This window comes from Agarivorans sp. QJM3NY_30 (assembly GCF_050870855.2).
Lineage (GTDB): Bacteria > Pseudomonadota > Gammaproteobacteria > Enterobacterales > Celerinatantimonadaceae > Agarivorans.
The window spans coordinates 3,086,936-3,105,121 of sequence record NZ_CP194038.2; the positions used below are offsets into that span (position 1 = coordinate 3,086,936).

Consider the following 18,186-nt stretch of genomic DNA (forward strand, 5'->3'; position numbering starts at 1 on the left):
CTGGTTAAAAAATGGGGGGATAAGTCTCCTCGCTCCACCCGCACTAGCCATTAAAAACGCTGCCATCAGGCTCGGCCTAAAGGTAGCGTTTTAAACATCTCATCAAGCAAGCTCTAGCGCAACTTAAAGCTGCTCCGAGTAAGCCTTGAAAGTCAGCTCACAGTGCCACGCTGGTAAACCAGCTGACGACAACAATCAGCCCACTAATCAACAACCCTTCGCCAAGACCAACCGCCATCACAATCTGTCGTCGCGGTAAACCGGCCAAGCGCGCGAGATAGACAATCAGCTCGGTAAATACCAAAGGGAAAAAAGCCCATCCGGCAATCGCCGCAACACCAAAAGAGCGAACCCAGCGCTGCGCTCGTTGCACACTCTTGCTAGGCAAGGCTTCCAGTCGCTTTTGCATATCCATGTAATCAATCGCCAGACAAACCAAATAGGCGGAGCTACAAGATGCCACCAAAGTAAGAAGAAACATCAGCAGCGGATCGATACTACTTGCCATTAACAGAATCAAGGGCATAGTCGGGATAAAAAGTACCCCACGCAGAAAAATAACCAAAGTATAAGCCGGCAGAATATACCAATAATATGCATCCACCACGGCCCGCATATCACTCAAGCTATAGTTGCTACTTAAACCTTGCATCCCGACAATCGCCAACAAGGCTATCGCAATCCAAAGCACCAGTTTTAACTTTGCCTTCATTTGTCATGTCTCTTACGTTCAGGACAAATATGTTGGACTCGAGCCACTTCACAACTGGCCTTACTGTTACAGCGCAGCCCTTCGACCTGCCAGCTTATATCGATACTCCGGTGCAGGCCGAAAATCATAAACTGACAAGGCTGCGGATAATCATGAACCACAAACATACGCGCAAAAAAAGTACTTTTATCGTGGCTCTCAGGCAAACCTTGTTTCAGCGCTTGTAACAGCGCATCATCATTAGAAAAAGAGGTACTCAGCTGCCAACGCTCAGCCAACTCAGATTTTGCCTGAACCCTGTAGCTTACAAATTTGTGCTCTGGCAATAACGCTAAGCTGGTATTTAAGGCTACGGTAAATATGGGCGGAGTATAAACGATAAGCGCAATGCTCAGGGCGATGGAGAGACCCAGAGCGATCACGACTCGAAATAAAATTTTTTTCACCCTTTTAAAGCGAGTGCCTGTTTTCAACTCCTTTTTGCCGCTTTTCATTCTCATCCCTCAAACACCGAAGCTTTCCTGTCTTACCACTGATGCTATTTTTAATCCAAGTTACAGGCCGATCCCTGCCACGACTTCTAGACCCCCCAAGCTTACCGGATTATTTTACGGAGATCGTTTTGTGTAAAAATGAAGCGCAGTGCAATTCACAAAAACGAGCGTAATAAAATAATTCCGAGTGCAGCTTTTTGTGTGCCGCCAGCATGGGCATGAACTCATGAGGTGAAAGTCCGCTGTTGGAAGGTCACCGCTTAATAAGACTTTGATTATTAAACGCCAAGAACTAGCGAATGGCAAGGGCATAACTGCGAAGGGCTCTCCAAATAGAAACTATATATATCTGATTATTACGCAAATACGGCGACAGCCAGATGGCCTGCCGTCAAAAATTAGCGGCATTTAAAAATGCCGCAGCAGGCAATGTAATTAGCCTTAAATAGTGAACCTTATGACTTAAGCTTCCAATAAGCTTTGGTGTGATTATTTTTTCCCTTGATATGGCGCTGATTACGCAGGTAGTGTCGTACTTTTGTCGCTGAAGACGACTCTAGCGCAGCCCATACCGCATCGATGTTATCGAGACTGCGTAATATGCGTAACACTTCTGTGGCTTGCTCTTGTTCTGCACAAACCACTCGGTGAAGTTGAGCGCCGCGAGGCAGGCTGTCTTCAGAAAAGTAGTTCTGCTGCTCTTTGTTGGCACTTAATATAATGACCACTGGCGGTAATGCATTACTCCAATGTTCAATAATACCCGCCGCCGCAGGATATGCCGTTTCATCAGCAATAATCAGAGCTTGACCATTGGCTAAATGGGGGTGTTGGTCTTGGGTTTGTGAACGACTCATAAATACATCACCGATACTCAAGCGCTCTGCCCACTGGCTCCCCGCGCTATTGCCATGCGTATAAATATCTATCTGCCCACGGTCGGGGAAAGGGGCGGAATCACTGCTTTTCCATGATTTACGTAAGGTGTAAAGCCGCACATTTTTATTGGCTTTATATAACAGTTTTTCACGATTCTTCGTTGAAAGGTGCTTCATTAACCAAATAAACAGATGGTCAGCTATACGCTTTAAGCAATGTTTTTGAGTACTTTGTTGGACCGAATTTGCCCGCTTTTTTTGCATGCCTTTTAACACCAAAGCATAGGCATAGCCTGGGTAGTATTCTGGTAAAGGCATGTCACTTTTTACGGTCAAGCGAATGATATTGGCGGTGAGCCATTGTTTATCAAGCACTTCAAAAAACTGCTTACCATTGCCCGAAAAGTCAAGCCCCTGCTTTACAATACTCGCGTAAGCTAAATAGAGAATTCTTTCTTCTAAACTGCCCTCTATTTCAAAGGGGACAAGTATTGTGTGTTGAGCCGATTCAACTGCAAATACGATATCAAGTTGAATCCCCTCTTGGAAGATATCTTTAACCCTTGCCGATACTATTTGTTTATCCGACACATGGCTTTTAGCAATGGCTAATAACTCCTCGGGGTGGTCTTGATTAACATGGTCAATAATGTCGACTTTATGGTCAACATCGCGAATGGGGGTTGGTGACATGCTCATGAGTTTTTCGTACTTCTGCTGGACTTAAACGAGCAGAGCTTAATAAAGCTCTGCGAAAAAACGAATCATTGTGGCGAATCAATCTACATACGGTACATGGCACTCATGCCAATAGTGCGTGACTGGCCAACCGAGGCAAGCGCGCCAGCACGATAGGAAACCGCATCATCATTGGTGAGATTTTTAATGTAGGCATTAATGGTGAAGTCTCCTACTCGGTAACTCGCGCGAGCATCAAGCAGAGCATAATCACCAGCGACTGATGTCTCGGTATTTTCTAAGTCTGAGTAGTACTCTCCGACATAGGTGGCGTTGGCACCTAGAGTCCAACGTTCATCGATATACACCGTGAAACCAAGGCTCGCATTCAGTTTTGGCGCATTAGTGAGCCGATTCCCCTGATATGACTCATCATCACTGATTTCACTGTCTAGCAAACCAATCGCCGTTGTTATTTCTAGATTGTTGGTCAACCAAGTGGTGCCCTCTAGCTCTAAGCCGTAGGTATAAGATTTGCCGACATTCTCAATGGTAAAACCACTGGTTCCTGCTTGATAATTTTTGTAATCGTTATAAAACAAATTGGCATTTAATACGCTTCCACCGACAAATATACTCTTGCTGCTTAGCTCAAATGCCGATACCGTTTCACTGTCATAACTATATTCTTCGCCAAAAAAGTTAATCCCTAAACCGGAAGGGCTGTAACCTTTGCTGGCTGTTGCAGCAAGAGTGGTTGAGTCGGCCAAGTCATAGAGCAAACTCAGCTTCGGCAGATAATAGGTTTCACTGTCGTTTTGACTATTATCGCCCCCAGAAAACGCTGTAGAACTAGTCTTATCTGCGTCTTCATTTTCGACCCGTACGCCCGCCACTAGCCTGTATTTTGGCGAAAGTGAATATGTTCCCTCCCCATATAAGGCGCTGGTTGTGGTTTGATATTCGGTTGCAATAGTAAAGTTAGAGGTAGCAAGAGAAGCATCTTTATGAGAAATAAAGATCCCAACAACCCCGGTTAGCGCCGACTCGTTTTCGCTGAGTAGCAGCCGATTCTCCAAGGCATAAGTTTCATTGTTAATATCGTAGGTATTGCCTGTCGAATAGGCATCGTCATGGATATCAGAGCTACTGCGACTGATATGCAACGAGTTAGTTAGGCTATCATTGATCTGATAATCAATGTCTGCCGCAATAGAGTCCGCTTTAGAGTCTTGCAAACGCACTTCGTTAGAGCCGTTTAAGGAGAATGTCTTAGAGGCAATGCCCTCATCGGTATTACTGGCAAAGTTAGCATGCTCCCCTTGATTATTATGATAATTAAGAGTGAGCTTTGCAGACAAAGCAGGGATATGAGTAGGCAGCCACAGCAATTTTCCTCTAGCGTTAAGCTTATCTGACTCACTTAGATTCGGCGTATCATAACCATTAGTATCGTAATTTAACCAGCCTTCTCCAGTGGTAGCATCAATCACCACTCGGTAGGCCAGTTCATCTTCAAGCAAGGGCCCCGATGACATAAGGCCAAGGTTATAATTCATATTGCCATTTTTATAATTTTCAAAACCGCCTCTAAACGCGGCTTCGCGATAAAAAGTAGGGTCGTTGGTATTGATCACCAGCGCACCACCAATAGCACTAGAACCTTGACTGCTCGATTGAGGCCCTCGAAGCACTTCTAATTGTTCGATATCCCAAACAGAAACAGGGTTAAAATTATAACCAGAGAAATCTTGGGTCACACCATCCACCACGCTCACCACTCTAGCGCGAGCCCCGGTTAAATATGCGAGTCCCCCGGTGGCCGCTCCGCCGCCCGAAATACCCCGTATCGAGATATTATTAAACGAATCGGCGATAACATTAGGCGCCAATACCGCACTCTCTTTGGCTTCTTTATATTCTCCAGACTCTAAGCGCTCGCCTGAGATAAGTGTGACACCAGTGGGGACATCCTTGATGTTTTTATCTCTTTTTTCACCCGTGACCACGTATGTTTCAAGCGATACCGGTTCCGCGCTCAATATTGAAGAATATGCCATGCTGCTAACAACACACGCCAATAAGCACCGAGAATAAAACAAACTGGCTCGAATATTTCTTTGGCAATGACTCATCATAAGACTTCCTTTCCAAATAAAATGAAATAAATTAAAAATTGTAATGAATGTTTTAACTTTGCATTTAGCAAAGCTATTAAAAATGAAAATGATCTCTATTATTCAAGGCTGGTTAGTTACATTGATTATCGAGTTGAAGACGGGTATCGGGACCTTGCCTGTATAATAAAATCCATACTAAACCGACAATAATAAGAGAAATAACCGCACCCAACAGGCTTGTCATGCCATAACCAAGCTGTTTAGCCACCGCCATACTTAACCACGAGTAAACAAAGCCCAGTAGCGACGCAAAACTGGCTTGCAGGGTGAAAAATGTAGCCTTACGAGAGGTAACCGAAGCGTTGTCCATAAATATGGTTGATGAAATAACAAGCAAAGCAGGGAAACTAACGAAATGAGTAACGATGACAAGGTAAACCGTGACTTTATCGGTATAACCAAAGGCAGGTAAAATAATTAGGCACAAGCCTGCCATTTGTAAAACAAGGGCACTAATAAGTGCTTTTTGTCGACCGAGTTTCGTGATTAACGGGGCTGCCAACATAGCGGAGAACACGCCAACGATGGAGCCGAAAATTTTGATCGACGAACCTATCTCATCCAATGACCAAGCGCTATCAACAAGAATAGGATTAAGTAAAGCAAAGCCCCATGTAGACACAAAGGGATAAAGCGCTAAAACAACAAACCATGATTTATGCTTTACCATAAAGCCATTAATATCCTTGAACAGGTATTGATGATTCTCTTGGCTCACATTGTTGGTTGTATTCGGTTCTTTAAATAAGCAAACTTGAATTAATGCGAGTGCGGTTAAGCCCGCCAATACCCCAAACGAACCTTGCCATCCTAACCACGGGTAAAAGATCAGTAATAGACCGCCACCAATAATATTACCGAGCAAGTTTCCCGAAAACTGCACACTACTCGCAAACTTTCGCTCGCTCATTGAAAATAACTTACAAGATAAACCGTCGACCGAAACATCTTGTAGGCTCATAAAAAAGACATATAAGCCAATCACTCCAAGTATGCCTAAAAAGCCCTGTGAGGCATCCATGGTTCCGATGATAAGCAACAGCAAGACCATGCCAAGGTTAGAAAGAATTAACCAACTACGGTACTTTCCTTGTAACGAGAGCTTATATTTATCAATCAGCGGTGCATAAAATATCTTGCCCACCATGGGTAAAACAGCGAGGTTAAGCAACGCTAACTTGTCGAGAGGAACACCCTGCTGGCGTAAAATTGCCATGGCCGCAGAAAGTATGAAGGCAATACCAATATATTGAGTGATATATATGCTGGCGAGCATTATCCATGGGTGTTTAGTCTTAAGCATTGAATGGGACCAACTTCCTTTTGTGACATGACGGCTAATGCTGTCTTAGTGAGCAGCTAGCCTTGGGTAACACGATGCTATTCTTCCAAGGTAATCGCGTAATACGAATGTGTTGCATAAGTAACACTGTTTACATCAAGCAGGTATTATAAAAGGTAGGTCGTTGAGCGCTTTCAAATGGGGTCATGTTTCTTTTGAAAACAGACAATTTTAAGCGCTTCTCTTTAACAATAGCGCCTGTCGATATTCACTGGGGCTTAGACCAAACTCAGCTTTAAATAAGGTGGCAAGGTAGGCTTGACTTTTGATGCCGATATCATCAGCGATCTGATGGATGGGAGCATCGCCAGACAATCGTTCAAGCGCAATGTTGAGTCGTTTTTTATTTAGCCACTTGCGAAAACTGGTTCCCACCAAACCTTTAATGTCTTGCTTAATATAGGTTTGATTACTCCCCGCAAGACGAGCCAGTGAAGACAAAGTCCAATCTTGGTCAAGGTTATCTTCAACATGATTAAGCGCTTCACGCAATTGTGACATGCGAGATGACATACCGTACTGGGAGTCTTCGCGCCGTTTATGAAGAAATAAAGACAACACTTCAAAAGCTTTTGCTCTGATAAACAACTGCCTTTCTAGCCCTTTAAATTCACACTGCCACACTGACTCACAACATCTCAGAATGTCGCCAGAAATAGCGCCCAGTTCGGAGATCCTTGCTTCAGGTCTAAAGTGATGGGCAACCTCGCACACGGAACTAATGCCATACTCATGAAGCTGGGCAAGAGGCAGCATAATCGACAAGGTTTGCCAAGTAGCGTTACTAGGAAAAACTACACTACTGGTGCAAGGTTCATCGGCTAATGCAACCGCATAGTGATAATTGTAGTTATCCAGTTTTTCTTGGGGGCTATTTGGCGTACTGTACTGACACTGACCAAGTAAGGTGATGTAAAGCCCTGGCAAATAGGCATTTTCAACTATCGTATCCTCTGTAAAACAGTGGTTGATAGACCGTACCCAGCTTTGTGAATGAGCGTCCAATTCTAAGTGTTCGAATGTAGATACATTCCGAATAGAGAGATTTTCCAAAGTACAGCCCTCATATAAAGTCGTAGGTAACGCACAACAACCTTAACGGTAATAATTATCATTAGTATTTAATTACCAGATATATTGGGTTTTCGCAACTAGAATTTATACTAGGGCCAGCGCACATAATCGGCCAAGTGGCTAATATCGGCGAGTCTTCGCAGCCCATTAACTCAGCGTTTCCACCACCAAGCCCGGCTTAATCGTACTACTGTTTTACGCACAATAAATGCGCGTTTTACACAACGAAGCCTACTTGGCTAATACCGATCAGATAAGAGCAGTTGACGACCTGTTTTAAAAGTTCAAATCGGATGTCATTACTGGCGGATTTTTGTGGTTTTGTCTGGCGTTCTAATAAAAATAATAATAAAAAGACAGCCATTTTAAAATACTATTCAATCACTTCCATCGGGTAACAAGCATTACAACTCATCCAATAAGAAACAGCCAAACCTTGAAAATAGCAGCTTTTAATTTATGTTTTTACGGCGAAAAGCCACAAGAAGCAAGACTGCAAGCACAGCGATTCGAGAGAAGATTAAATACCAACTCAGAGGGAATGAAGTTAGGTTGTCAATATTTAGCTAACATCAAGCCAGCGCTTGGCGGCACCCATGCCTTTAATCCGTTGTTGCTGGTGTTGGCGCTTATAATGTCGCAGTGATTGCCCTGTCCCCACCGCGCTAGCAAAGTAGTTTTCTAAGCCAGTACTCAAAGCTAACCAGCTTTCTTCGTCAATTTGTAAGCGTTGCAGAATAGGCGCTTGCGCATCATCGATATAACCGAAAATAATAAAAAGACTAATAAAAAGACAGCCATTTTAAAATACTATTCAATCACTTCCATCAGGTAACAAGCATTACAACTCATCCAATAAGAAACAGCCAAACGTAGAAAAGAGCAGCTTTGAATTTATGTTTTTACGGCGAAAAGCCACTAAAAGCAAAGCAGCAAGCACAGCGATTCGAGAGAAGCTTAAATGCCGACTCAGAGGGAATGAAGTTAGGTTGTCAATATTTAGCCAACATCAAGCCAGCGCTTGGCGGCACCCATGCCTTTAATCCGTTGTTGCTTGTGTTGGCGCTTATAATGTCGCAGTGATTGCCCTGTCCCCACCGCGCTAGCAAAGTAGTTTTCTAAGCCAGTACTCAAAGCTAACCAGCTTTCTTCGTCAATTTGTAAGCGTTGCAGAATAGGCGCTTGCGCATCATCGATATAACCGTGTTTATCTTCTCTAATAACTCGACCAGTGAGTTCCACCAATTGCAGATAATCTTGTAGTTCAAAGGGTAAGCCTTTGAGCATGGTTTCACTGGGATTGCCAGCAAAGGGCATCAGCGCGTTAGGTTGTTGACCTTGCTTAGCTTGCCGAATACGCTGCTTAATACTGGTGTGGTCTGAGGTTTCTGACGTAGAGGCCATGTTTGAACGAATGGGGTTTAAGTCCACATAAGCCATACAAGCTGCAAGCGCAGCTTCATCTAATAGTGCTTGTGATTTAAAGCGGCCTTCCCAAAAGCGACCTGTACACTTATCTTCTTTATTTGCTTCTCGAGCAATGTGTTCATTCAAATGGCGCATAAGCCAACTTAAATCATAGAGGCGAGCGCGATACATATCCGCAGTATCTTTGATGGCTTGTAATTGAGCGTCATCAAGTCGTAAACGAACTTGAGGATTAAGGTACATTTGGGTCAGCAAGGTACCTTTGTGCAGAATGTGCCAGCGCTCTAGCACTTCATCCATCGACCACGCTTCGGCTTGCTCCTTATCAACATACAACACCACATGACTGTGATTACTCATAACAGCATAAGCACAAACATCAATAGCGAACACCGCTGCCAGTTGTAGTAAATAGTCTTCTACCCATTGACGCCGGTGCTCATAACTCTTACCAGTGTGTTGGTCTTCACCACACAAAAAAGCACGACGAACACAGCGCGAAACGCAATGATAATAAAGAGTATCCGCTAAGCTCACTTGCGATTGTCTTGAACGAGGCATAACTAAAACTCCCAAAAAACGTCTATTGACAGTTTAGATAATTAATAATGGGTTCGCTAGTTGGTATGGATGTCTCGCTTATTGTTCTTATTGTTCTTATTGTTCTTATTGTTCTTATTGTCTGGATGTTACAGCATTTCATCAATTCCATACTTTTTCCTTGACGCAGTGTATACCTATCGGTATATATGACACATGAATAAAAAAGACGAAATGTTATCAGCCGCTTTACGGTTATTTACGGCAAATGGATATGAAAATGTCGGGATCCAAAAAATCGTAGAGGCCGTGAGCGTGAAGAAACCCACACTGTACTATTATTTTGGCAGCAAACAAGGGTTACTTGTAACATTGCTAGAACAGTATTTTGACCCGTTTCTCGAAGGTCTGGCGCACAATGCGGTCTATTCTGGCGATATGACGCTCACCTTAGAGAATATTGTGAAAACATACTTCCGTTTTGCCACGAAATCACCAGATCTATATCGGTTCGCCTTATCACTGATGTATTCATCCGAACAAAGCGAAGCCCGAAAGACAATATTTCCTTTTGTTGAACAGCAATATGCGATCCTTGAAGACATCTTTCGCAATGCTGAACAGGATCATGGAAATATGCGGGGCCGCAGCACGCGTTACGCTGTGACATTTTTGGGGATGGTCAATGCCTATATCACTACAAATTTCTATGATCGTCAGATTACTTTAAATGACGAAAGAGCCCATATTGCCTGTCAGCAGTACATGTATGGGATCTTTTCATGATAAGTAAAACACTATTTAAACCGATGCTTTATTTGGGAGAAAACTGAACAAGGCATCCATTTTTTTTACCACTTTTATATACCTAACGGTACGTACTTAATAAGGAGAACAACCATGACTCATGCCTGGTATGAAGAGTCCGTGTTTTATCATATCTATCCACTCGGGTTTTGCGGAGCCCCTGAGCACAATGACTATCATTCGCAAAATAAAGAACGACTGTTTAAAATTTGTGAATGGATCCCCCATATGAAGGCATTGGGCATAAATACCGTGTATCTGGGCCCCATCTTTGAGTCAGAATCTCATGGGTACGATACCGTTAATTATTTTGAACTGGATCGTCGATTAGGTACAAACGAGACCTTAAAACAGCTTATTAAACACCTTCATCAACACGATATCCGAGTTGTGCTGGATGGCGTATTTAATCATGTCAGTCGTGATTTCTTTGCGTTTCAGGATCTTCAGCAACATCAACAACATTCAATCTTTACGGAGTGGTTTTGCGAGATCAATTTTCAGCAACGCAGTCCCTTCGGCGATCCGTTTTCCTATGAGGGTTGGAATGACCATTTCAATTTGGTCAAACTCAACGTCACCAATCCACAGGTAGAGGAACACCTCTTTAAGGCCGTACGTCTCTGGATAGAAGAGTTTGAAATTGACGGGTTGCGCTTAGATGTCGCTGACGTGTTAAATAAGCAGTTCATGAAACGCCTCGCCTCGTACACAAAAAAAATAAAGAAAGATTTTTGGTTAATGGGTGAAGTTATTCATGGTGATTACACGCAGTGGGCAAACCCAGATATGTTACATGCAACCACAAACTATGAATGTTATAAAGGACTATATTCTAGCCATAATGATCACAATTATTTTGAGATAGCCTATTCTCTGAACCGTCTTTTCAACCAAGAGCATGGCATTTACCGCGGTCTATACCTATATAATTTTGCCGATAATCATGATGTTAATCGTGTAGCCTCCACACTACATGATCCAGCGCATCTCTATCCCTTGTATATCTTGCTGTTTACTATTCCAGGAGTCCCATCACTATATTATGGGAGTGAATGGGGCTTAGAAGGAGAAAGACAACATAATAGCGACCACAACTTACGCCCAGAACTCCAATTGGAGTCCATGGGAACACAAAAGCACGCTGATTTACGAGCCGCTATTATTCATATCAGTTATCTCCGCCAACAATCTCCGGCGTTACAGCATGGGACCTACCAACAGTTGTTTGTGGCCTCGGAGCAATTTGCCTTTCTCCGGCAATATGAACAGGAAAAGATAATCGTGGTTGTGAATGCATGTCAGCAACCAGTAACAGTCCACATCCCGATCGCCGTACTAGGACAAACTGTGCTTGACCTGCTTAATCATAAGCAGTGTTTTCAGTGTCATCACGGCGAACTCTCTCTCGAAATTCCAGGATGTTGGGGACGTGTGCTCAAAGTCCTAGAATAATCGGGGGTTTAGAATTGTAACTTGGTTTCTATGGCAAAACTATGTGTGGTTTGATGCGGCGATCCCTAGCTGTACTTCTAGACACTTGGTTAAGTACTGGAATGGGTGTCTCCGTATCACAATTCGAGAGAAGCTTAAATACCAACTCAGAGGGAATGAAGTTAGGTTGTCAATATTTAGCCAACATCAAGCCAGCGCTTGGCGGCACCCATGCCTTTAATCCGTTATTGCTGGTGTTGGCGCTTATAATGTCGCAGTGATTGCCCTACCCCCACTACGCTAGCAAAGGGATTTTGTCCAACGAGTTAGTGTGGGTGTCTCAATAATTACAGTTGTATCAATAATTGTACTCTTCACACCACCTTTATTTACTTATCTATCAATTACTGTAGAGTGTCTTAAATTCTCTATAAAAATAGCCAATTATATAAAGGGTAGCCCGTGTCTTCACCAACTAGAGTTCATGACAAAGTTATACACATTGTTGAAAAATCGATGTCGATCGACCAATTAATTATGATTATGTATAACTCTCCGAATCAACTGGTTTATGACCACTTCAAGATGGTTAACGCCCACCTAAAAAACGATAAGGTGCAAGTTGGCCAAATTGTGTTGCTATCCCCTGCCAATAGTAATCAATGTACGCAAGAAGAAGCTGACTTTTTAGAAATTGCGCACGCAGTTGATAAAACGCTATTAATGCTCGATAGTTCAGAACGAAAAATATTAGCCAAGAGATATGACTTTTTGTCGAATGTAGCAAGCTACAATGGCTTACTATTAGGCGTGAGCAATACCACATGGAATGCACACACTAACCAAGTAAAAGCTATATTAAAAGACTTAGAGCGTTCTTACGTGAGTAGCTATAACTCAACCGGTAACTTAAATAGCCAAGGTTTCTTTGCTAAAAGAAAAGTGCATTTTCAAAGGCTAAACACTGCTCTAAATCGGTTTGGACAACCAACACTCGGTCGTCATATAGTCGCTGGAGATATTCGTAGTAACTTAGGCTTAAGTAGTAAAAGTATTGTCCATCAGTGGCGTAAACAGCCCGGAAACGCAACCACTATTCCTAACTTTGCAAGAAACTATAAAACAGTTGCCAAAATGGCTCGTCACCTAAAACGTGTTGGCTACGTAGGAATTGCCTTAACCGGAGTTGATGCCGTTTCTAACATACAAAAAGCTTGCTCGCTTGCTAATGAGGCAACGTGCACTAAAGCTAAATATAAAAATACAATGAAAGCGGCAGGCAGTATTGCAGGGGGAGCCACAGGCGGAGCTATTAGTATCTGGGCTACTTGTTCTTTAGTTTTTGGTTTGCCATCAGGAGGAACAAGCTTTTTTTGGTGTTCTGTTGTTGCAGGTGCTGCTGGTGGTTATGCCAGTGGCAAAATAGCAGGTAACAAAGCCGAATCATTCGGCGAAGAATTATATAAATGGAATGGAATTAAGTAAATTATGAGTGAAATTACCCTTTTATCAAAAATTTCGCTTATTTGTTTTATGGCTGGCTGTTTTGGTGTTTTTTTCTGGCTTGGGTTGGTAGCCTACTTGAAGTCAAAATGGCTGATATATTTAGAAGATGAACTTGATGATGGAGTAAGATTTTACTCTTTAAACATGTTTTTCTCGGGTCAAGGCGTTTTACAATACGCCACTGTATTTTTAAGCTCTTTCCATGCGAAACGTTATGGGATGCTAGAAAAAAGAGACCATGTTCCAAAGCATATTCGTAATCTATTTGTTTTTGCTTTTTGTTGGTTCATGTTGAGTTTCGCTTTAATGGTGGCTGGCGGCGTAATTATGGAAATCTATGACATTTGAGGTCAGGCCGTCCACAATAAAGTAATAACATTGTAAAAACTTGCTGGCTCTAACTTGACCCAGCGGGAATGAACCTATGTGTCTTGCTATTTGCTTATCTTGCCAATGAACGTTTACCGATTACCTCGCTTATTAATGTTTGTTGAAAGTCTTTCCACCACATTTGGTGAACAGCCATATAAGCTCTAGCCAAGGTGCGACATATGAGCGCTCCATCACTGGCGCTTCTTGAGGAAGCAACCGGCTTAAAACGCTTGGGAGATCCACACTCATGAACGGTGAGCGTGAGCATCTGCGGCTCACGCAGCCAAGGCTTTAAACTGCCTTAAATAAGCGGCTCAGCAAGGCGGTAAATTCCGTTCGTGCGGCTTGTTGTTGAGGATGTTGAAAATCGCAGATCACTGGTTTTCCAGCTACATAGACATGACGGATCAGGTTTTCATTACAGGCAAATAGCCAGCGATTGAGGATATCCTGGGGCTTGCTGGCGGCAATAAATGGATGCTGATGATCGAGCACCATAAAGTCGGCGCGATGACCTTTGGCCAAACCCAATTGTACCTGCGTCGCTTGGTTGCCTCCCAAACGAGCTTGCTCGAATAAAAAGTCGCCAACATGGTTTTGACTCTGGCTATACAGCCGATTACGTTGCTGGTCACGCAGTCGTTGGCCGTATTCCAAGCTGCGTAATTCTTCCACCAGTGACAGGCTTACATGGCTGTCGGAGCCGATGCCCCAACGTCCCTGCGTCCGTATATAGTCAGCGGCGGGGAAGATTCCATCGCCTAAATTCGCCTCGGTACTGGGGCATAAACCCGCCACCGCCTGGCTGCGTGCCAGCGTGAGCATTTCCTGCTCGGTTAAATGGGTGGCATGCACCAAACACCAACGTTCATCTAAGCCAATTTCGTTGGCCAGCCATTGTACCGGACGCTGACCACTCCAAGCCAAACAGTCTGCGACTTCTTTTTGTTGTTCTGCAATATGAATATGGATCGGCATGGGGCTGCGAAGCGCTGCCATCACCTGCTTGATTTGCTCGGGACTGACCGCTCTCAGTGAATGAAAGCAGATCCCCAACTGATGTAAGGGCTTGCCCGCAATCGACTGCTCACAAGCTTGATGTAGCGCTAAGTATTGTTCGCTGCTATTAATAAAACGGGCTTGCCCTGCATTGGGTACTTGACCGCCAAATCCAGAATAACTATATAACACGGGCAATAGGGTTAAACCGACACCTGCGGTATCGGCGGCGTCAAGCAGCTGTTGGCTGATCTCGTTAAGCTGTGCATAAGCCTGACCATTTTGCTGATGATGCAAATAATTAAACTCTGCCACCTGGCTGTAACCCGCCTTGAGCAAATCAATGTATAACTGGGTGGCAATGATCCGCACATCATCCGGGCTCAACTGACCAACCATGCGATACATCAGCTCACGCCAACTCCAAAAACTATCGTTTGCCTTAAGGCTCACCTCGGCCATCCCGGCCATCGCCCGCTGAAAGGCGTGCGAGTGAAGATTAGCAAGCGTAGGTAAGGTTGGTCCACTCAGGACCGTGGCATCTTGGGCATGACTATTTTGGACAATCCGCAGGATCACTCCGTCAAGTACCTCAATACGAACATTTTGCGCCCAACCTTGTTGGAGCAAGGCCTGCTCGGCAAAATAAACTTGGCTGCTCATAGCCTTCTCTCGCAATTCATTGGATGAATTCAGTGTAATAGAAGCCATATTGTATATACAAGATAATTTTTTTACGATCCCTATACTGTGATGACAGCGCATTACTGGGTATAATCCAAACATTCGTTCCGCTATCGCTTATGACACAGGACCCCCTATGGTAGAGACCGCCAGCAGCATCATGCACAGCCTATCTCAATCAATTGAAGATTCTCCAGCGCCAATTTATGCTCGGGTAAAACAGGCCATTTGCCACAAAATAAGTAGCGGAGAGTGGCAGGCCGACCAGCGGGTGCCTTCAGAATCAGAGATGGTGAAGGCGCTCAATATCAGCCGCATGACGGTTAATCGCGCCCTACGAGAACTGACCGATGAAGGCATCCTGATTCGCCAACAAGGGGTTGGCACTTTTGTCGCGCAAAAAAAAGCCCATTCGGCGCTGTTCGAAGTACACAATATTGCTGATGAAATTGCCGCTCGCGGACACCAGCACCGTGCTCAATTAATCGAAATCACCCGTACCAAAGCCACCATGGAAGAGGCGATGAATCTAGGGGTGAGAACCAGTCACAGCATTTTTAGAGCGACTATTTTACACTTCGAAAATGAGCTACCGATCCAACTAGAAGAACGAGTGGTAAACGCCAGCCTTGCGCCTGATTACGATAAACAAGATTTTCAATTGAATACCACCTATGACTACCTGATGAAGGTCGCCCCCATGACTGAGGGTGAACATTTGGTTGAGGCGGTGATGGCCAGCGCTGAAGAGTGTCAGTTATTGCAAATCGACCCCAGCGAACCCTGCTTGCAAATTAAGCGTCGCACTTGGTCCAAGGAACAATTGGTGACCACTGCTCGCTTATTATCTCCCAGCTCAAGATTCCAACTATTTGGTCACTTTCATCGCTAGATGAGCACTGAGCTTTAGGGGATTTTTCAAGACATTTTTATCGTATGTGCGGATTATTGCTGAGTGAAACCAGCAAGTCCCACTCACGACGCATTGCAAAGACCAAACAATAAGCGCATTGCAGCAAAAGCTTACCGCAGTATTAATGAGTGATTTCCCTAGCATTTCCTCAAAAATTGATGCACATGGCGAGCTTTCATCCAGATAACTTTGCCTCACTCCCGCACAAGTGGCCCACCATATTGACCCGATTAGGTTTACTCGCATCGGTTTTTCCACAGAAAATACTTGCGCTGAATCACATTTGATTTTATTGTTTAGCTAACTTGTATATACATGTTAAGCCAAGCGGCGGAAATCATGTTCATAATTAATATGAGTTGAGCAAGCAAAACCACTTCGATCGTGATACTAGCCCTGTGCAGTCATTACGATCAAACTGGCAATTACAACGACTAAACTAAGATAAGCGTTATAGCGAAGTTGAATTGCCACTGCGCTGGTTCACCTCATCAAACAGCAAACATTGCGGAGCAGATAATTCATGTTTGAATTTACAATCGTACCAGGAAAAATCAGTCTTAATCAGTTGCGCCAAATCAGCCGCCGTAGTGTTCAATTATCCCTCGATCCAAACGCGATTGCCGGCATCGATGCCAGCACTCAGGTCGTAAACGATGTCATCGCCGAAGACCGCACCGTATACGGGATTAACACCGGTTTTGGTTTGTTGGCCAATACCCGCATTGCCGCTGACGATCTGGAAGAATTACAACGCAGCATCGTGTTATCTCACGCGGCTGGTATTGGCGAGCTGATGAGTGATGCTACGGTAAAAATGGTGATGGCGCTGAAGGTAAACAGTCTGGCTCGCGGCTTCTCGGGGATCCGCTTCAGTGTCATTGAAGCTTTGCTCACCCTGATTAATAAACAGGTATACCCCTGTATTCCACAGAAAGGTTCGGTGGGCGCTTCCGGTGATTTGGCCCCGCTGGCCCATATGAGCGCGGTACTGCTTGGCGAAGGTCAGGCTCGCTACAAGGGGGAAATCATTTCTGGACAAGCCGCGCTTGCCATCGCGGGTTTAGCGCCAATTACTCTCGCGCCCAAAGAAGGCTTGGCCTTGCTCAACGGCACTCAGGCCTCCACCGCCTTTGCTTTGGAAGGCCTATTCCATGCCGAAGATTTGTACGCTTCAGCAATTGTCTGCGGTTCTCTATCGGTAGAAGCAGCGCTCGGCAGCCGCCGTCCCTTTGATGCGCGAGTCCATGAAGTGCGCGGTCATCAAACACAAATCGACGCTGCTGCCGCTTATCGTCATTTGCTTGGTGAGAGTAGTGACTTAGGCGAATCACACGTGGGCTGCGAAAAAGTACAAGATCCCTACTCGCTGCGTTGCCAACCCCAGGTAATGGGCGCATGTTTAGATCAGATCCGCAATTCTGCCAACACCCTGTTAGTGGAAGCTAACGCAGTCTCCGACAATCCCTTAGTGTTTGCAGCCGAAGGCGATATTATTTCCGGCGGTAACTTCCATGCCGAACCGGTGGCCTTTGCCGCCGATAACCTAGCACTGGCAATTGCCGAAATAGGCAGTTTATCGGAGCGGCGGATGGCGCTGCTCATCGACAGCAGCCTCAGCAAACTGCCGCCATTTTTGGTAGATAACGGTGGGGTAAACTCCGGTTTTATGATTGCGCAGGTGACCGCTGCCGCCCTGGCCAGCGAAAACAAAAGCTTTGCTCATCCGGCGTCAGTAGACAGCCTCCCCACTTCGGCCAACCAAGAAGACCATGTCTCCATGGCCACCTTTGCGGCACGCCGCTTAAAAGATATGTCAGAGAATACCCGTGGGATCTTAGCCGTAGAGATGCTCTCCGCGGCGCAAGGTTTAGATTTTAGATCGCCTCTGAAGTCGACCGAGCGACTGGAGCAAGCCAAAGCCGAGCTTCGCGCCCGAGTACCGTTTTACGATAAAGATCGCTACTTCGCAGCAGATATCGAAAAAGCCAACCAGCTGCTTGCCGAAGCACTCCATAACGAGCAAATGCCGCAGGGTTTATTACCCAGCCAACACGAAATGAAGGCATAAGCCTGGGTTCGGCGGCAAGCCTTAATCGCTCACCGTCGGTATTTACCGTAGCGCCACAGCTGCAAACCAGCCGT

The 18,186-nt window shown here is 44.7% G+C and carries 15 protein-coding genes; 6 read left to right on the plus strand and 9 right to left on the minus strand.

Features of this window, described 5'->3' with window-relative positions; translation table 11 throughout:
- Nucleotides 1–157 precede the first annotated feature (157 nt).
- The 8 genes from ACRRSX_RS13995 to ACRRSX_RS14030 all read right to left on the minus strand — a co-directional run bounded on the left by ACRRSX_RS13995 (nucleotide 158) and on the right by ACRRSX_RS14030 (nucleotide 9,347).
- On the minus strand, nucleotides 158–712 hold the full coding sequence (locus ACRRSX_RS13995; protein WP_432452577.1) for a hypothetical protein: 555 nt from the start codon (nucleotides 710–712) through the stop codon (nucleotides 158–160).
- A complete protein-coding gene (locus ACRRSX_RS14000) occupies nucleotides 709–1,206 on the minus strand; it encodes a hypothetical protein (RefSeq protein WP_432452576.1) in 498 nt (165 codons plus the stop codon). The genes ACRRSX_RS13995 and ACRRSX_RS14000 overlap by 4 nt, the downstream gene beginning before the upstream one ends.
- A 455-nt stretch (nucleotides 1,207–1,661) precedes the next feature.
- Entirely contained in the window at nucleotides 1,662–2,783 is a 1,122-nt protein-coding gene (locus ACRRSX_RS14005) for an SIP domain-containing protein (RefSeq protein ID WP_432452575.1), read from the minus strand.
- Nucleotides 2,784–2,866: 83 nt separating this feature from the next.
- On the minus strand, nucleotides 2,867–4,900 hold the full coding sequence (locus ACRRSX_RS14010) for a TonB-dependent receptor (RefSeq protein WP_432452574.1): 2,034 nt from the start codon (nucleotides 4,898–4,900) through the stop codon (nucleotides 2,867–2,869).
- Nucleotides 4,901–5,012: 112 nt separating this feature from the next.
- Entirely contained in the window at nucleotides 5,013–6,245 is a 1,233-nt protein-coding gene (locus tag ACRRSX_RS14015) for an MFS transporter (protein ID WP_432452573.1), read from the minus strand.
- Between the two features lie 210 nt (nucleotides 6,246–6,455).
- Nucleotides 6,456–7,337: a helix-turn-helix domain-containing protein gene (locus tag ACRRSX_RS14020; protein ID WP_432452572.1), complete on the minus strand. Its 882-nt coding sequence runs from the start codon at nucleotides 7,335–7,337 to the stop codon at nucleotides 6,456–6,458.
- Between the two features lie 583 nt (nucleotides 7,338–7,920).
- Nucleotides 7,921–8,055, minus strand: a complete 135-nt coding sequence (locus ACRRSX_RS14025; RefSeq protein ID WP_432452571.1) for a hypothetical protein — start codon at nucleotides 8,053–8,055, stop codon at nucleotides 7,921–7,923.
- Between the two features lie 302 nt (nucleotides 8,056–8,357).
- Nucleotides 8,358–9,347 carry a transposase gene (locus tag ACRRSX_RS14030; RefSeq protein WP_432452570.1) on the minus strand — a complete coding sequence of 330 codons (990 nt, stop codon included), beginning with the start codon at nucleotides 9,345–9,347 and terminating at the stop codon, nucleotides 8,358–8,360.
- A gap of 195 nt (nucleotides 9,348–9,542) precedes the next feature.
- On the opposite strand from ACRRSX_RS14030, the gene ACRRSX_RS14035 reads away from it, so the two are divergent.
- From ACRRSX_RS14035 to ACRRSX_RS14050, 4 genes are all read left to right on the plus strand, one after another.
- A complete protein-coding gene (locus tag ACRRSX_RS14035; RefSeq protein WP_432452569.1) occupies nucleotides 9,543–10,112 on the plus strand; it encodes a TetR/AcrR family transcriptional regulator in 570 nt (189 codons plus the stop codon).
- A 114-nt stretch (nucleotides 10,113–10,226) separates the two neighbouring features.
- Nucleotides 10,227–11,588 carry an alpha-amylase family glycosyl hydrolase gene (locus tag ACRRSX_RS14040; protein WP_432452568.1) on the plus strand — a complete coding sequence of 454 codons (1,362 nt, stop codon included), beginning with the start codon at nucleotides 10,227–10,229 and terminating at the stop codon, nucleotides 11,586–11,588.
- A gap of 441 nt (nucleotides 11,589–12,029) precedes the next feature.
- Nucleotides 12,030–13,052 (plus strand): hypothetical protein, encoded by a 1,023-nt coding sequence (locus tag ACRRSX_RS14045; RefSeq protein WP_432452567.1) that lies wholly within the window; start codon nucleotides 12,030–12,032, stop codon nucleotides 13,050–13,052.
- A 3-nt stretch (nucleotides 13,053–13,055) separates the two neighbouring features.
- The gene (locus tag ACRRSX_RS14050) at nucleotides 13,056–13,421 is read left to right on the plus strand and encodes a hypothetical protein (RefSeq protein WP_432452566.1); all 366 of its coding nucleotides are present in this window, start codon (nucleotides 13,056–13,058) and stop codon (nucleotides 13,419–13,421) included.
- A gap of 315 nt (nucleotides 13,422–13,736) precedes the next feature.
- Here the strand turns inward: ACRRSX_RS14050 and ACRRSX_RS14055 are convergent, their stop codons facing one another.
- On the minus strand, nucleotides 13,737–15,107 hold the full coding sequence (locus tag ACRRSX_RS14055) for a formimidoylglutamate deiminase (RefSeq protein WP_432452565.1): 1,371 nt from the start codon (nucleotides 15,105–15,107) through the stop codon (nucleotides 13,737–13,739).
- Nucleotides 15,108–15,264: 157 nt separating this feature from the next.
- Between ACRRSX_RS14055 and hutC the strand changes: the two genes are divergently transcribed.
- Together hutC and hutH are read left to right on the plus strand one after the other, a co-directional pair.
- Entirely contained in the window at nucleotides 15,265–16,020 is a 756-nt protein-coding gene (gene hutC, locus ACRRSX_RS14060; RefSeq protein ID WP_432452564.1) for a histidine utilization repressor, read from the plus strand.
- Nucleotides 16,021–16,564: 544 nt separating this feature from the next.
- Nucleotides 16,565–18,112, plus strand: a complete 1,548-nt coding sequence (hutH, locus tag ACRRSX_RS14065) for a histidine ammonia-lyase (RefSeq protein ID WP_432452563.1) — start codon at nucleotides 16,565–16,567, stop codon at nucleotides 18,110–18,112.
- Nucleotides 18,113–18,186 lie beyond the last annotated feature (74 nt).

Excerpts from the sequence above, each read along its gene's own strand:
- ACRRSX_RS14050 (WP_432452566.1), top strand. The coding sequence starts at position 13,056 with ATGAGTGAAATTACCCTTTTATCAAAAATTTCGCTTATTTGTTTTATG.
- ACRRSX_RS14055 (WP_432452565.1), bottom strand. The coding sequence starts at position 15,107 with ATGAGCAGCCAAGTTTATTTTGCCGAGCAGGCCTTGCTCCAACAAGGT.
- ACRRSX_RS14030 (WP_432452570.1), bottom strand. The coding sequence starts at position 9,347 with ATGCCTCGTTCAAGACAATCGCAAGTGAGCTTAGCGGATACTCTTTAT.
- ACRRSX_RS14010 (WP_432452574.1), bottom strand. The coding sequence starts at position 4,900 with ATGATGAGTCATTGCCAAAGAAATATTCGAGCCAGTTTGTTTTATTCT.
- ACRRSX_RS13995 (WP_432452577.1), bottom strand. The coding sequence starts at position 712 with ATGAAGGCAAAGTTAAAACTGGTGCTTTGGATTGCGATAGCCTTGTTG.
- ACRRSX_RS14000 (WP_432452576.1), bottom strand. The coding sequence starts at position 1,206 with ATGAAAAGCGGCAAAAAGGAGTTGAAAACAGGCACTCGCTTTAAAAGG.
- hutH (WP_432452563.1), top strand. The coding sequence starts at position 16,565 with ATGTTTGAATTTACAATCGTACCAGGAAAAATCAGTCTTAATCAGTTG.
- ACRRSX_RS14005 (WP_432452575.1), bottom strand. The coding sequence starts at position 2,783 with ATGAGCATGTCACCAACCCCCATTCGCGATGTTGACCATAAAGTCGAC.
- hutC (WP_432452564.1), top strand. The coding sequence starts at position 15,265 with ATGGTAGAGACCGCCAGCAGCATCATGCACAGCCTATCTCAATCAATT.
- ACRRSX_RS14040 (WP_432452568.1), top strand. The coding sequence starts at position 10,227 with ATGACTCATGCCTGGTATGAAGAGTCCGTGTTTTATCATATCTATCCA.
- ACRRSX_RS14015 (WP_432452573.1), bottom strand. The coding sequence starts at position 6,245 with ATGCTTAAGACTAAACACCCATGGATAATGCTCGCCAGCATATATATC.
- ACRRSX_RS14035 (WP_432452569.1), top strand. The coding sequence starts at position 9,543 with ATGAATAAAAAAGACGAAATGTTATCAGCCGCTTTACGGTTATTTACG.